The organism is Stenotrophomonas sp. AN71 (assembly GCF_050435725.1).
GTDB lineage: Bacteria > Pseudomonadota > Gammaproteobacteria > Xanthomonadales > Xanthomonadaceae > Stenotrophomonas.
This window is the reverse complement of sequence record NZ_JBNDKU010000018.1, coordinates 1-12661: the sequence shown is the minus strand read 5'-3', so window position 1 is coordinate 12661 and position 12661 is coordinate 1. Positions and strand designations below refer to the sequence as shown.

The window sequence follows — 12661 nt, the reverse complement described above, 5'->3', positions numbered from 1 at the left end:
GTGCGTTGCGAGACCGAACATGATAGGCCAAACAACCCCCACTCCCGACGACGAATCTGAAGCCCCGCTGGTCCCCGCGGCACCCGTGCCCGTGGAACAGGAAAAAGCAGAGGAATTCGGCGGCCGCGGCGGACTAGATCCGGTGCGGTACGGCGATTGGGAGAAAAACGGACGCTGCATCGATTTCTGATCAGCATTGAGCCAACGCGGCCGCGTGCCGCCCAGCCGAGACAACGAGCCCAGCGAATGGCGACCAGACAACGCCCACTTTCCCCGCACCTTCAGGTGTATCGCTGGCAGATTCAGATGGCCACCTCGATCCTGCATCGAGCCACTGGCGTCTTTCTGTCTGTTGGTGCCCTCATCATCGCCGGAGGCCTGTTGGCCCTGATGATGGGGCCCGAGTCCTGGAACTGCTTCACCGGCCATGCCGGGGCCTGGTATGGCCGCGTGTTCCTGTTCGCGTGGACATGGTCGTTCGCCTACCACCTGTGCAATGGCATCCGCCACATCGTGCAGGACTTCGCCATCGGCTTCCGTATCGCCACCTTCATCCGCAGCAGCTGGATGTCGGTCATCGGCAGCCTGGTGATCACTCTGGCCGTGTGGGCCTACGTGCTGTTCGGAGGTGCCGCGTGAGCAAGTTCCGTACCCCGCTGAAGGGCGTGCGCGGTCTCGGCTCGGCCAAGACCGGCACTGAGCACTTCGTGCACCAGCGCCTGACGGCCGCCGCCCTGGTGGTGCTGGGCATCTGGTTCCTGGTGTTCGTGCTGGGCCTGCTGGGCTCGGATTACGCGACCGCCACGGCCGCCATCGCCAAACCGTGGAATGCCGTGCCGCTGATCGGCCTGCTGATCGCCATGTTCTGGCACGCCCAGCTCGGCCTGCAGGTCGTGCTGGAAGACTACATCCACGAATCGCTGCTGGCCCTGGTGCTGCAGACCGCGGTGAAGTTCGTCGCCGTGCTCGGCATGATCGTCAGTGTGTTTGCGGTGGGCCGCATCGCCCTCGGCGTTGCCTGAGCCCAGGCACCTACACAGGAATCCAGATTAGATGTCCGCTTACAAGATCACCGAACACAAGTACGACATGGTCGTGGTCGGCGCCGGCGGTGCCGGCCTGCGCGCCACGTTCGGCCTGGCCGCCAAGGGCCTGCAGACCGTGTGCCTGACCAAGGTCTTCCCGACCCGTTCGCACACCGTTGCCGCCCAGGGCGGTATCTCGGCCGCACTCGCCAACATGGGCGAAGACGACTGGCGCTACCACTTCTTCGACACCATCAAGGGGTCGGACTGGCTGGGTGACCAGGACGCCATCGAATACATGTGCCGTGAGGCCATCCCGGCCATCATCGAGCTCGAGCACTACGGCGTGCCGTTCTCGCGTACCGCCGAGGGCAAGATCTACCAGCGCCCGTTCGGTGGCATGACCACCAAGTACGGCGAAGGCCCGGCGGCGCAGCGTACCTGCGCGGCGGCCGACCGTACCGGTCACGCGATGCTGCACACCCTGTACCAGCAGTCGCTGAAGCACGATGCACGCTTCATGATCGAGTACTTCGCGCTCGACCTGATCTTCGACGAGGAAGGCGCCTGCCGTGGCGTGCTGGCGCTGGACATGTCCGACGGCACCCTGCACCTGTTCCGCGCCCAGGGCGTGGTGCTGGCCACCGGCGGCTACGGCCGCGCCTACTTCAGCGCCACCTCGGCGCACACCTGCACCGGCGACGGTGGCGGCCTGGCCATGCGTGCCGGCCTTGCCATGCAGGACATGGAGTTCGTGCAGTTCCACCCGACCGGCATCTACGGCGCCGGCTGCCTGATCACCGAGGGTGTCCGCGGTGAAGGCGGCATCCTGCGCAACAGCAGCGGCGAGCGCTTCATGGAGCGCTACGCACCGCATTACAAGGATCTGGCCTCGCGCGACGTGGTCAGCCGTTCGATGACCATCGAGATCCGCGAAGGCCGCGGCGTCGGCGAGCACAAGGACCACATCCTGCTCGACCTGACCCACCTGGGCCCGGGCGTGATCGACGACAAGCTGCCGGGCATCGCCGAGAGCGCCCGCATCTTCGCCGGCGTCGACGTGCACAAGCAGCCGATCCCGGTCATCCCGACCGTGCACTACAACATGGGCGGCATCCCGACCAACTACCACGGTGAAGTGGTGCAGCGGGTCGGCGACAACGACAACGCGGTCGTGCCGGGCCTGTACGCCATCGGCGAAGCGGCCTGTGTGTCCGTGCACGGCGCCAACCGCCTGGGCTCGAACTCGCTGCTGGACCTGGTGGTGTTCGGTCGTGCGGTGGCCAACCGCTGCGCCGAGACCATCAAGCCGGGCGCGGCGCACAAGCCGCTGGCGGCCGATGCCTGCGACAAGGCGCTGGGCCTGCTGGACAAGCTGCGCCACGCCAACGGCGATACCCCGACCTCGGTCATCCGCGATCGCATGCAGCGCACCATGCAGGCTGACGCGGCGGTCTTCCGCACCAGCCAGACACTGAAGGAAGGCTGCGAGAAGATGGACACGATCTTTGACTCGTTCCAGGACGTGAAGGTCTCCGACCGTTCGCTGGTCTGGAACTCGGACCTGATCGAGACCTACGAGCTGAACAACCTGCTGCTCAATGCGGTGGCGACGATCAATTCGGCCGAACAGCGCAAGGAAAGCCGCGGCGCGCATGCGCATGAGGACTATCCGGACCGCGACGACGTCAACTGGCAGAAGCACACCCTGGTCAGCGTCGACGAGAAGGGCAAGTGCAGCTTCGACTACCGTCCGGTGCACATGTACACGTTGACCGACGACGTGTCCGTAGTGCCGCCGAAGCCGCGCGTGTACTGATCCGACCCCGCCTACCATGCAATCCGCGCCCACGGGCGCGGGCCGCCTGAGCCAACGAGAGCAGCCATGGCCGAGTTTTCACTCCCCAAGAATTCCAAGATCACGAAGGGCAAGCACTTCCCCGTCAAGAACGGCGGCAAGAACGTGCGCACCTTCAAGATCTACCGCTGGAGTCCGGACGACGACAGCAACCCGCGCACCGATACCTATGAAGTCGATCTGGACGCCTGTGGCCCGATGGTCCTGGACGCCCTGATCAAGATCAAGAACGAGATCGACCCGACCCTGACCTTCCGCCGCTCGTGCCGCGAAGGTATCTGTGGTTCGTGCGCGATGAACATCGACGGCACCAATACCCTGGCCTGCACCCGAGCCATCTCGGACTGCGGCAAGAAGGAAGTGCCGATCTACCCGCTGCCGCACATGAACGTGGTCAAGGATCTGGTTCCGGATCTGACCCACTTCTATGCGCAGTACGCCTCGATCAAGCCGTGGATCCGCACCCAGACCCCGGCACCGCCGGACCGTGAGCGCCTGCAGTCGCCGGAAGACCGCAAGAAGCTCGACGGCCTGTATGAGTGCATCCTGTGCGCCTGCTGTTCGACCAGCTGCCCGAGCTACTGGTGGAACGGCGAGCGTTACCTGGGCCCGGCGATCCTGCTGCAGGCCTACCGCTGGATCATCGACTCGCGCGATGAGGACACCGGTGCGCGCCTGGACGATCTGGAAGATCCGTTCAAGCTGTACCGTTGCCACACCATCATGAACTGCGCGCGGACCTGCCCGAAGGGCCTGAACCCGGCGCTGGCGATCGCCGAGATCAAGAAGCTGATGATGGAACGCCGCGCCTGATACGGCGTCGGGTAGCTGCATGACCCCAGTAGAGCCACGCCATGCGTGGCTTTGCTGTATCTGGAGAAACACAATGGAAGAAGACGTTCTGCTGAAGAAGCTGCGCTGGCGTTGCCGGCGTGGCATGCGTGAGCTGGACCAGCTGTTCGGGCGCTACCTCGACCACGAATGGAGCACTGCCCCGACCGAAGAGCGCGAGGTTTTCCTGTTCCTGCTCGACTGCGAGGACGATAAGTTGTGGCGCTGGTTCATGGGTTATGAGACCTGTCCGCATGCGAACGCGATCCCTCTCATGCAGAAGATCCTCGCCCTCAAGCCTTGAGTGGCGCCCGTCCCGACTGCAGGCTGGCGCGCAGTTGGCGGTGCTGCTGGCGGCGCCCTGGCTGTTGCGCGCTTCGGACCTGCCGCCGCAGCTGTTGATGCCCGTCGTGCTGTTGGCCTGGGCCGTGGGCGTGGCCGAGCTGGTCTGGCGGCTGCGCCGGCCGCGCGTGCCGGTGCTCCTGCGGCCGCCACCGGCGCCGCTGCAGGTGGCGGGGCAGGACATCGACGCCCCTCGTCTGGTGGCGCGAGGGCCGTGGCAGCTGTTGCAGTGGCGTGAGGACGGGCGCCGTCGGCGCCTGCTGTTCTGGCCCGACGTGCTCGATCCCGGCCAGCGACGTGAACTGCGACTGGCCGTTGCCGCACGCAGCGTTTCCCGTAGGCCCCGGTCGATGGCACCATAAGCTGAATTGACCGGCGTGCCTGCATGTTCAAACCCATTCCCGTGGCCATTGGCCTGCGCTACCTGCGCGCCAAGCGCCGCAACGGCTTCATCTCCTTCATTTCGATGGCATCGATCCTGGGCATCGCGCTCGGCGTCACGGTGCTGATCACCACCCTGGCAGTGATGAGCGGTTTCCAGAAGGAAATCCGCAGCCGCCTGCTGCAGATGACCGCGCATACGACCATCAGCCGCGACGGCGAACCGATGCCGGACTGGATGCGCGTGGTCGACGTGGCCAACAAGGACCCGCGTGTGGCCGGCGCCGCGCCGTACATCGAGATCCAGTCGATGATCAGCGGCCCACGCGTGCAGGGCGCGATCGTGCAGGGCATCGACCCGGCGCTGGAGCCGAAGGTATCGGTGATCGACCAGAAGGTCACCAAGGGCAGCTACGACAGCCTCAAGCCGGGCAGCTTCAACCTCCTGCTGGGCAAGGAACTGGCGCTCTGGCTGGGCGTGGACGTCGGTGACCAGGTGCTGGTCACCTTCGCCGAAGTGCAGGGCACGCCCGCGGGCGCGGTGCCACGGATGAAGCGCTTTACCGTCAGCGGCATCTTCGAGGCGGGCTACAACGAGGTCGACCGTGGCGTCGGCTTTGCCAACATGCAGGACCTTGAGCGGGTGCTGCGCAGTGACGGCGCCACCGGCGTGCGCCTGAAACTGCACGACATGGACCGTTCGCTGGAAGTGGGCGTGGACCTGGCGCAGACCCTGGGGGGCGCCTACCGCGTAAGCGACTGGACCCAGCAGAACGCCAACCTGTACCACTCGTTGCGCATGGAGAAGGTGGTGATGGGCATCCTGCTGTCGCTGATCATCGCGATGGGTGCGTTCAACCTGGTGTCCTCGCAGGTGATGCTGGTGACCGACAAGCAGGCCGACATCGCGATCCTGCGCACGTTGGGCCTGACCCCGGGTGGAGTGATGCAGGTGTTCATGGTGCAGGGTTCGCTGATCGGCATCTTCGGCACCTTGGCCGGCCTGATCGGCGGCATCACCCTGACCCTCAACCTGGAGCGCATCCTCGGCGCCATCGAGAGCGTCTTCAACGTCAAGCTGATGCCGGAGGACGTGTATTACATCACCGGCCTGCCGACTGACATGCAGACCGGTGATGTGGTGGCGATCACGGTGGTCGCGCTGCTGATGAGCTTCCTTGCCACCCTGTATCCCGCCTGGCGGGCAGCACGCACCCAGCCGGCGGAGGCCCTGCGCTATGAATAAGGTCTTCAACCGGGGCGATGAAGTGATCCGCGCCGAGGCGCTGGGCAAGACCTACGCCGAAGGACGCATGCAGACCCCGGTGTTCGATGGCCTGGGCCTGACCGTCACCGCTGGCGAGACGGTGGCGATCATCGGTGCCTCCGGCGCTGGCAAGAGCACGCTGCTGCACCTGCTGGGTGGGCTGGATACTCCGACTGCGGGCGAGGTCTACGTGACCGGGCAGCGCATGTCTGCACTGTCGGACACCGCGCGCGGCCTGCTGCGCAACCAGGCGCTGGGCTTTGTCTATCAATTCCACCACTTGCTGCCGGAATTCACCGCGCTGGAAAACGTGATGATGCCGGTGCTGCTGGCCGGTACCGCCGTGGCCGAGGCGAACAGTCGTGCCACCGCGTTGCTGGAAGCGGTCGGCCTGGGCCATCGACTGGACCACAAGCCGGGCGAGCTGTCCGGTGGTGAGCGCCAGCGCGCGGCCGTGGCGCGTGCGCTGGTCAACCACCCGGCCTGCGTGCTCGGCGACGAGCCCACCGGCAACCTGGATGACCGCACCGCCGGCACCGTGTTCGACCTGATGCTGGAGCTCAACCGCGCCCGGCATACCAGCCTGGTGCTGGTGACCCATGACCGCAGCCTGGCGCGCCGCCTGGACCGCGTGCTGGAGCTGCGCGAAGGGCGCCTGCACGCCCTGGCCCACGCCGACGTCTGAGCGGGCGGCCAGGCGCCAACCGAGGTTGGCGGCTACCGGGAACTGGTGTTCTGGACCTGCCTTGGTAGATGCCGACCCTGGTCGGCCACGGAAGCCGCCGACCAACGGCTGAATGGGGGTTCGGTTCATCGCGCCGACCGCACGTCGGCAGGCGCATGATCCCCTCCAGTTCCCCGAGGAGATCGCCATGAAGACCCCGTTGCTGATGGCCGGACTCTGCCTGGCCCTTGTGGCCTGCGCGACCACCGGCCGGCTAAGCAGTACCGAGCGGCTGGACCTGTACCGCGCCCATGCCGGTGCGCCGCAGAACGACATGCAGTTCTTCGGCAGCCTCAATGGCTGGACCGAGCTGGGTGACAGCGCGCTGGCAGTCTGGACCCGCCCCAGCGAGGCCTACCTGCTGGAACTGAGTGGCCCGTGTCCCGACTTGTCCTATGCCACTGCCATCGGCCTGACCAGCAGCATGGGCCGGGTATCGTCGCGCTTCGACAAGGTGCTGGTGCGCGATCCGACCGGCGGCCCGCGCATGCCGTGCTTCATCAACAGCATCCGCAAGCTGGACGTGAAGGCGCTGCGGACCTCGGAGCAGGAGCTGCGCCAGGCGCAGGTGCAGGAGCGCGAGGCGGAAACCGCCCCGGCCAAATGATCAAAAAGGGGACGGAGGGGATTAAGTCGTTTGTGCATAAGCGACTTAATCCCCTCCGTCCCCTTTTTGCGTGTCAGGCTTCGGGGGTAAAGCCAGCTGGCTTTTCCGCGTCCTTCTCGAACAGGAACTTGACCAGTTCGCCCTCGAGGAAAGCGCGGTGTTCCGGCGTGCGCGGCGACAGGCGGTTCTCGTTGATCAGCATGGTCTGGTGCGCCAGCCAGGCCGCCCAGGCCTGCTTGCCGATGTGGTTGAAGATGCGCTGGCCCAGCTCGCCAGGGTAGGGCACGAAGTCCAGGCCTTCGGCATCGCGTTGTTCGTACTGGCAGAAGACGGTTCGGGGCATGGTACTCACTCGTGGTTGCGGGGTTTCTTGGAGGTGCGCTTCGGCGCCTTGATCGTGGCGCCATCGAGCAGCTTGCGGATCGGGGCCGGCAGGCCCAGCGCGGGAAGCTCGTCGTTGGCTACCCAGCGCAGCGTGGGTTCTTCCACACGCAGCCCGTGCACCTGCCGCGACAGCACCTGCAGATGCAGCTTGTAGTGGCTGAAGGTGTGCTGCAGCACCGGCAGTTCCTCGGCGTCTTCCAGCGACCCTTCGACGTGCGCGTCGAACCAGTCCTGCAGTTCACTGCCGGCCTCGGCCTGCGGCAGGGTCCACAGCTGCGCCCAGATGCCGGTGTCCGGTCGTTTCTGCAGCAGCACGCGCTGCTGGGCATCGCGCAGCAGCAGGGCAACTGCTTCACGCTCCGGCAGGGTCTTGCTGGGCTTGGGCGTGGGTAGCTCAGCGGTGCGGCCTTCACGGCGGGCCACGCAGTCGTCCTGCAGCGGGCAGATCACGCAGGCCGGCTTGGCGCGACTGCACACCGTCGCGCCCAGGTCCATCTGCGCCTGGGTGTAATCGGCCATGCGCCCGGCGGGCACCTGCGCCACGTGCGCCTCGGCGATCGTCCACAGCTGCCTTTCGATGGCCGGCAGGCCGGGGAAGCCCTCGATGCCGTGATAGCGGCTGAGCACGCGCTTGACGTTGCCATCGAGGATCGCGAACGGGTCGTTCCAGGCCTGGCTGAGGATCGCGCCGGCAGTGCTGCGGCCGATGCCGGGCAGGGCGTGCAGCGCATCGAAATCGCGCGGCAGTTCACCGCCATGCAATTCCACGCAGCGCTTGGCGGCCGCATGCAGGTTGCGGGCGCGGGCGTAGTAGCCCAGCCCGGCCCACTGTGCCATGACCGCGTCGTTGCTGGCGGCGGCGAGATCGGGCAGGGTCGGGAAGTGCTGCAGGAACCGCTGGAAATACGGGATGACCGTGGTCACCTGGGTCTGCTGCAGCATGATCTCCGACAGCCAGACCCGGTATGGGCTGCGTGGGTGCTGCCAGGGCAGATCATGGCGGCCGTGGTCGTCGAACCAGTGCAGCAGGCGGGCGACGAAGCCTTCTTGCTGGGCGGTGTCGGCGCTGGCGTGCGGCTGGCGGGGCATCGGTATTCCGGAGGAGGGCAGCCACCCATGGGGTGGCTCTACTTCGCCCTGGTAGAGCCACCCCATGGGGGGCTGCACCAGATTGCGGTGGCTGCACGGTGTATCAGGCACCCAGCGCTTCGGGCAGCAGGGCGTCGACGAAGGCTTCCGGATCGAACACGCGCAGGTCTTCCGGGCGCTCGCCGATGCCGGCGAAGCGGATCGGAATGCCGAACTCACGGGCCAGCGCGAACACCACGCCGCCCTTGGCGGTGCCGTCCAGCTTGGTCACCACCAGGCCGGTCACATTCACCGCGGCATTGAACTGGCGCAGCTGCGACAGCGCGTTCTGGCCGGTGGTGCCATCGATCACCATCAACACTTCATGCGGTGCACTGGGGTCGATCTTGCCGAGCACGCGACGGATCTTGCCCAGCTCGTTCATCAGGCCGGACTGGGTGTGCAGGCGGCCGGCGGTGTCGGCGATCAGCACCGAAGTGCCACGGGCCTTGCCGGCCTGCAGCGCGTCGAAGGCTACCGAGGCGGCATCGGCGTTCTGGCCCTGGGCGACCACGGCCACGCCATTGCGCTCACCCCAGGCCTGCAGCTGGGCCACGGCGGCGGCACGGAAGGTATCGCCGGCGGCCAGCATCAGGCTGTGGCCGTCGTCCTTGAAGCGCTTGGCCAGCTTGCCGATGGTGGTGGTCTTGCCGACGCCGTTGACGCCGACGGTCAGCACCACGAAGGGCTTGGCAGTGCGGTCGATCACCAGCGGCTTGGCTACTGGCTGCAGGATCGCGATCAGGTCCGCGCGCAGCGCCGCCAGCAGCGCGTTGGCGTCGGCGAACTCGCGTGACTTCATGCGCTTGCGCAGGCCTTCCACCAGATCGGTGGTGGCACCGACGCCGACGTCAGCGGTGATCAGGGCGGTCTCCAGCTCGTCCAGCAGGTCGTCATCGAGCTTGGGATTGCGCGAGAACAGTCCGCCGAAGCTGCGGGCGATGACGCTGTTGCGCAGGCGTTCGCGCCAGCCGGGCTTGCCGGCTGCAGCCGGAACGGCGTCGACCGAGGCGGTGGCAGGCAGATCGTCGGTGACCGGTGCGTGCGCAGGCTGGGGTGCGGGTGCCGGTTCGATGGCCGGGGCTGCGACCGGGGCTGCGACCGGGGCGATGTCGATCTGCGGAATCGGTTGCGCGGCGCTCGGGATCGGCATCACTGGGGCCGGGACCACAGGAGCCGGTTCAACAGGAGCCGGTTCAACAGCGACCGGGGCGACCACTGCCGGGGGCGGCTCGACAGGCGCAGGCGCGACTACCGGTGCAGGCTCCTTGTCCTCGACCGGCGCGGCGGACGGGAACGCCGCCGCCAGCTCTTCAGCCGAGTAGTGCTGGGTCTTGGGTGCCTCGGCTGCGGGGGCATCCTGGGGCTTCTTGCGGCGGAAAAAACTGAGCATTGGCAAAAGGCGCTGAAATCAGAAGGATATGCTACCACTCGGGCCTGTCGGGCCGATGTGGACTCAAGGTCGCGGCCTGCCGGCCGTTAACCGGTCCGGAGGGCTGCGCCGTGCGGCCCGGAGACCGCCATGAACAACGTGATGGGAATCGCCCTCGGCGGCATGCGTGCGGCCCAGCAGGGCGTGCAGGTGGCCGCGCACAACGTGGCCGACCTGGCGACCCCTGATGCCCAGCGCCTCCAGCTGCAGCGCGGAGCTACGGAGCAGGGTGGAGTGGAGACCGCCGTCACCACAACCGATCCCGATCCGGCCGCACCGCTGGGCGACCTGCTGGCGGCGAAGGCCGAGGTGGTGGCCTTCGCTGCCAATGCCACGGTGATCCGTCGCCAGGACCAGATGCTGGGCTCGCTGCTGGATCGCGAGGTCTGATCGGCCCGCCTCAGCAGGCGCCAACCTTGGTTGGCACGCTTTGGGGGCGCCAACCAAGGTTGGCCTCTACCAGAGCATCGCCGGGTAGCGCCGGGCCATGCCCGGCGACCACCGCATCAATCAGGCCGACAGTTCCAGCAGCAGCTTGTTCAGGCGCGCCACGTAGGCGCCCGGGTCCTTCAGGCTGTCACCGGCGGCCAGCGCGGCCTGGTCGAACAGCACCCGGCCGAGGTCGTCGAAGCGCGCGCCATCGGCTTCGGCATCGAGCTTGGCGATCAGCGGATGGCCCGGGTTGATCTCCAGTACCGGCTTGCTGTCCGGCACCTTCTGACCGCTGGCCTCCAGGATCTGGCGCATCTGCAGACCGAGGTCCTGTTCGCCGATGGCCAGCACCGCCGGCGAATCGGTCAGGCGGTGCGACACGCGTACCTCAGCCACGTCATCGCCGAGCACCGTCTTCAGGCGTTCGACCAGGCCCTGCTTGTCCTTCGCCGCCGCTTCCTGTTCCTGCTTGTCGGCTTCGCTTTCCAGCGCGCCCAGGTCGAGGTCGCCACGGGCGATGTCGACGAAGCCCTTGCCGTCGAAGTCGGTCAGGTAACCCATCAGCCATTCGTCGATGCGGTCGGTCAGCAGCAGCACTTCCACGCCCTTCTTGCGGAACACTTCCAGGTGCGGGCTGTTGCGCACCTGGCTGTAGCTCTCGCCGGTCAGGTAGTAGATCTTGTCCTGGCCCTCGGCCATGCGGCCGATGTAGTCGGCCAGCGATACGGTCTGTGCATCGCCGTCGCCGCGGGTGGAGGCGAAGCGCAGCAGGCCGGCGACCTTCTCGCGGTTGTTGTAGTCCTCGGCCGGGCCTTCCTTCAGCACCTGGCCGAATTCCTTCCAGAACGTGGCGTACTGCTCGGGCTTGTCGTTGGACAGTTTCTCCAGCATGTCCAGCGAACGCTTGGTCAGCGCGGCCTTCATCGAATCGATGACCGGGCCGGATTGCAGGATCTCGCGCGAGACGTTCAGCGACAGGTCGTTGGAATCGACCACGCCCTTGATGAAGCGCAGGTACAGCGGCAGGAATTGCTCGGCCTGGTCCATCACGAACACGCGCTGCACATACAGCTTCAGGCCCTTGGGCGCATCACGGTGATACAGGTCGAAAGGTGCGCGGCCGGGCACGTACAGCAGCGAGGTGTACTCCAGCTTGCCCTCGACCTTGTTGTGGCTCCACGCCAGCGGGTCACTGTGGTCGTGCGCCACGTGCTTGTAGAACTCGGTGTACTCGGCGTCGCTGATCTCGGTGCGCGGGCGGGTCCACAGCGCGCTGGCGCGGTTGACGGTCTCCCATTCGATGGCCGCACCTTCTTCGCCACCTTCCTTCGGCATCTGGATCGGCAGGCCGATATGGTCGGAGTACTTCTTGAGGATGCTGCGCAGGCGCCAGCCGTCAGCGAAGTCGTGCTCGCCATCCTTCAGGTGCAGCACGATGCGGGTGCCGCGCTCGGCCTTGTCGATCGTGGCGACGTCGAAATCGCCCTCGCCACGCGAACTCCAACGCACGCCTTCGCCTGCGGCCACGCCGGCGCGGCGCGAGGTCACTTCCACTTCGTCGGCGACGATGAAGGCGCTGTAGAAGCCGACGCCGAACTGGCCGATCAGCTGCGAGTCCTTCTTCTGGTCGCCGGACAGCTGGCGCAGGAAGTCGCCGGTACCGGACTTGGCGATGGTGCCCAGGTGGGCAATCGCTTCGGCGCGACTCATGCCGATGCCGTTGTCTTCGATGGTGATGGTATGGGCGGCGGGGTCGAAGCTGACGCGCACGCGCAGCTCGCTGTCGCCTTCCAGCAGGGCCGGCTGGGTCAGGGCCTCGAAGCGCAGCTTGTCTGCGGCATCGGCGGCATTGGAGACCAGCTCACGCAGGAAGATCTCCTTGTTGGAGTACAGCGAGTGGATCATCAGCTGCAGCAGCTGCTTGACTTCGGTCTGGAAGCCAAGGGTTTCGGTCTGGATCGTCTCGGACATCGGGTAGGGCTCCATATGCAATGCCGCGCCAGCGCGTGCGGCCTCGCCAAGGGGTATGGCTGATTGTCCCGAAATCAAGGGGTTGGTCGGCCGGGCTGCGCCCGGCACCCGCAGAGGCCGAAGCAACAGCAACAGCAACCGCAACCGCAACAGCGGGCATTCCGTGGGATGGCGGAGCGGGGGGGGGGGGGGGGGGGGGCCCGGCACCCCCCCCGGGGGGGGGGGGGGGGCCCGACCAGGCGGCCACGGGGCCGCGCACCCCCACCCCCCCCCCCAAGT

15 protein-coding genes are annotated in these 12661 nt (G+C 66.6%); 11 read left to right on the top strand and 4 right to left on the bottom strand.

The genetic code is table 11. From position 1 onward, the window contains the following. The first annotated feature begins 19 nt into the window (after positions 1-19). The 10 genes from ABH900_RS19630 to ABH900_RS19585 all read left to right on the top strand — a co-directional run bounded on the left by ABH900_RS19630 (position 20) and on the right by ABH900_RS19585 (position 7035). Complete coding sequence (locus tag ABH900_RS19630) at positions 20-190, top strand: DUF1674 domain-containing protein (protein ID WP_005409075.1); 171 nt, start codon at positions 20-22, stop codon at positions 188-190. A gap of 56 nt (positions 191-246) precedes the next feature. Beyond that, on the top strand, positions 247-639 hold the full coding sequence (gene sdhC, locus ABH900_RS19625) for a succinate dehydrogenase, cytochrome b556 subunit (RefSeq protein ID WP_429624871.1): 393 nt from the start codon (positions 247-249) through the stop codon (positions 637-639). Further along, positions 636-1022: a succinate dehydrogenase, hydrophobic membrane anchor protein gene (gene sdhD / locus ABH900_RS19620; RefSeq protein WP_429624870.1), complete on the top strand. Its 387-nt coding sequence runs from the start codon at positions 636-638 to the stop codon at positions 1020-1022. Before sdhC ends, sdhD begins: the two co-directional genes overlap by 4 nt. A gap of 31 nt (positions 1023-1053) precedes the next feature. After that, entirely contained in the window at positions 1054-2844 is a 1791-nt protein-coding gene (sdhA, locus tag ABH900_RS19615; protein WP_429624868.1) for a succinate dehydrogenase flavoprotein subunit, read from the top strand. A 66-nt stretch (positions 2845-2910) separates the two neighbouring features. Next, the gene (locus tag ABH900_RS19610) at positions 2911-3696 is read left to right on the top strand and encodes a succinate dehydrogenase iron-sulfur subunit (RefSeq protein ID WP_005409079.1); all 786 of its coding nucleotides are present in this window, start codon (positions 2911-2913) and stop codon (positions 3694-3696) included. A 73-nt stretch (positions 3697-3769) separates the two neighbouring features. Further along, positions 3770-4018 (top strand): succinate dehydrogenase assembly factor 2, encoded by a 249-nt coding sequence (locus tag ABH900_RS19605; RefSeq protein ID WP_429624866.1) that lies wholly within the window; start codon positions 3770-3772, stop codon positions 4016-4018. Continuing rightward, positions 3969-4418 (top strand): hypothetical protein, encoded by a 450-nt coding sequence (locus tag ABH900_RS19600; protein ID WP_429624864.1) that lies wholly within the window; start codon positions 3969-3971, stop codon positions 4416-4418. The genes ABH900_RS19605 and ABH900_RS19600 overlap by 50 nt, the downstream gene beginning before the upstream one ends. Before the next feature lie 23 nt (positions 4419-4441). Next, on the top strand, positions 4442-5683 hold the full coding sequence (locus ABH900_RS19595; RefSeq protein ID WP_429624862.1) for a lipoprotein-releasing ABC transporter permease subunit: 1242 nt from the start codon (positions 4442-4444) through the stop codon (positions 5681-5683). Further along, complete coding sequence (lolD, locus tag ABH900_RS19590; protein ID WP_429624861.1) at positions 5676-6389, top strand: lipoprotein-releasing ABC transporter ATP-binding protein LolD; 714 nt, start codon at positions 5676-5678, stop codon at positions 6387-6389. The genes ABH900_RS19595 and lolD overlap by 8 nt, the downstream gene beginning before the upstream one ends. A 187-nt stretch (positions 6390-6576) precedes the next feature. Further along, positions 6577-7035 carry a DUF6491 family protein gene (locus ABH900_RS19585; RefSeq protein ID WP_429624859.1) on the top strand — a complete coding sequence of 153 codons (459 nt, stop codon included), beginning with the start codon at positions 6577-6579 and terminating at the stop codon, positions 7033-7035. A gap of 73 nt (positions 7036-7108) precedes the next feature. Here the strand turns inward: ABH900_RS19585 and ABH900_RS19580 are convergent, their stop codons facing one another. The 3 genes from ABH900_RS19580 to ftsY form a co-directional block, all read right to left on the bottom strand. Next, the gene (locus ABH900_RS19580; RefSeq protein ID WP_295559009.1) at positions 7109-7378 is read right to left on the bottom strand and encodes an oxidative damage protection protein; all 270 of its coding nucleotides are present in this window, start codon (positions 7376-7378) and stop codon (positions 7109-7111) included. Between the two features lie 5 nt (positions 7379-7383). Beyond that, on the bottom strand, positions 7384-8508 hold the full coding sequence (mutY, locus tag ABH900_RS19575) for an A/G-specific adenine glycosylase (RefSeq protein ID WP_429624857.1): 1125 nt from the start codon (positions 8506-8508) through the stop codon (positions 7384-7386). Between the two features lie 103 nt (positions 8509-8611). Then, positions 8612-9940, bottom strand: coding sequence for a signal recognition particle-docking protein FtsY (gene ftsY, locus ABH900_RS19570; protein ID WP_429624856.1), 1329 nt, complete (start codon positions 9938-9940; stop codon positions 8612-8614). A 129-nt stretch (positions 9941-10069) separates the two neighbouring features. Here ftsY and ABH900_RS19565 point away from each other — a divergent pair, with 129 nt between their 5' ends. After that, a complete protein-coding gene (locus ABH900_RS19565; protein WP_429624854.1) occupies positions 10070-10369 on the top strand; it encodes a hypothetical protein in 300 nt (99 codons plus the stop codon). Positions 10370-10489: 120 nt separating this feature from the next. On the opposite strand, the gene htpG is transcribed toward ABH900_RS19565, so the two are convergent. After that, positions 10490-12382, bottom strand: coding sequence for a molecular chaperone HtpG (gene htpG / locus ABH900_RS19560; RefSeq protein WP_429624852.1), 1893 nt, complete (start codon positions 12380-12382; stop codon positions 10490-10492). Positions 12383-12661 lie beyond the last annotated feature (279 nt).